Source organism: Arthrobacter sp. 05T442, assembly GCF_056395945.1.
In genome coordinates, this window is record NZ_JBFTKM010000069.1 from 1 (window position 1) to 409 (window position 409).

Genomic DNA, 409 nt, shown 5'->3' on the forward strand with positions numbered 1-409 from the left:
CGGCGGCGCTCCAGCAGCCAGTCCGGGAAGTAGGAGCCTTGCCGGAGCTTGGGGATGGCGACGTCCAGGGTGCCGGTGCGGGTGTCGAAGTCCCGGTGCCGGTAGCCGTTCCGGGAGTTGCTGCGGGCCTCGGAACGGGCACCGTATTCGGCGCCGCAGACAGCGTCGGCTTCTGCGCTCATCAGCGCGTTGATAAAGGTCGTGAGCATGGAWCGCATSAGATCCGGAGAGGCCTGCTCGAGCTGCTCGGATAGGAAACRGGCAGGGTCGATAATATGGGGTGCGGTCATCGCGTGGTAACTCCTTGAGAGAAGACTTTGGTCGGTCTTTCCAAGAATCACGCGATGGCCGCCTCACGTTCGGGAACAACACGCCCGGGGCCGGGCCGTTACACCACGCTAATGGGCAC

At 64.0% G+C, this 409-nt stretch carries 1 protein-coding gene; it reads right to left on the minus strand.

Annotation, left to right across the window (positions count from 1 at the left end; genetic code table 11):
* A partial coding sequence (locus AC1DES_RS19220; RefSeq protein ID WP_476897287.1) for a transposase occupies nt 1-290 on the minus strand: 290 nt, incomplete at its 3' end.
* Nucleotides 291-409 lie beyond the last annotated feature (119 nt).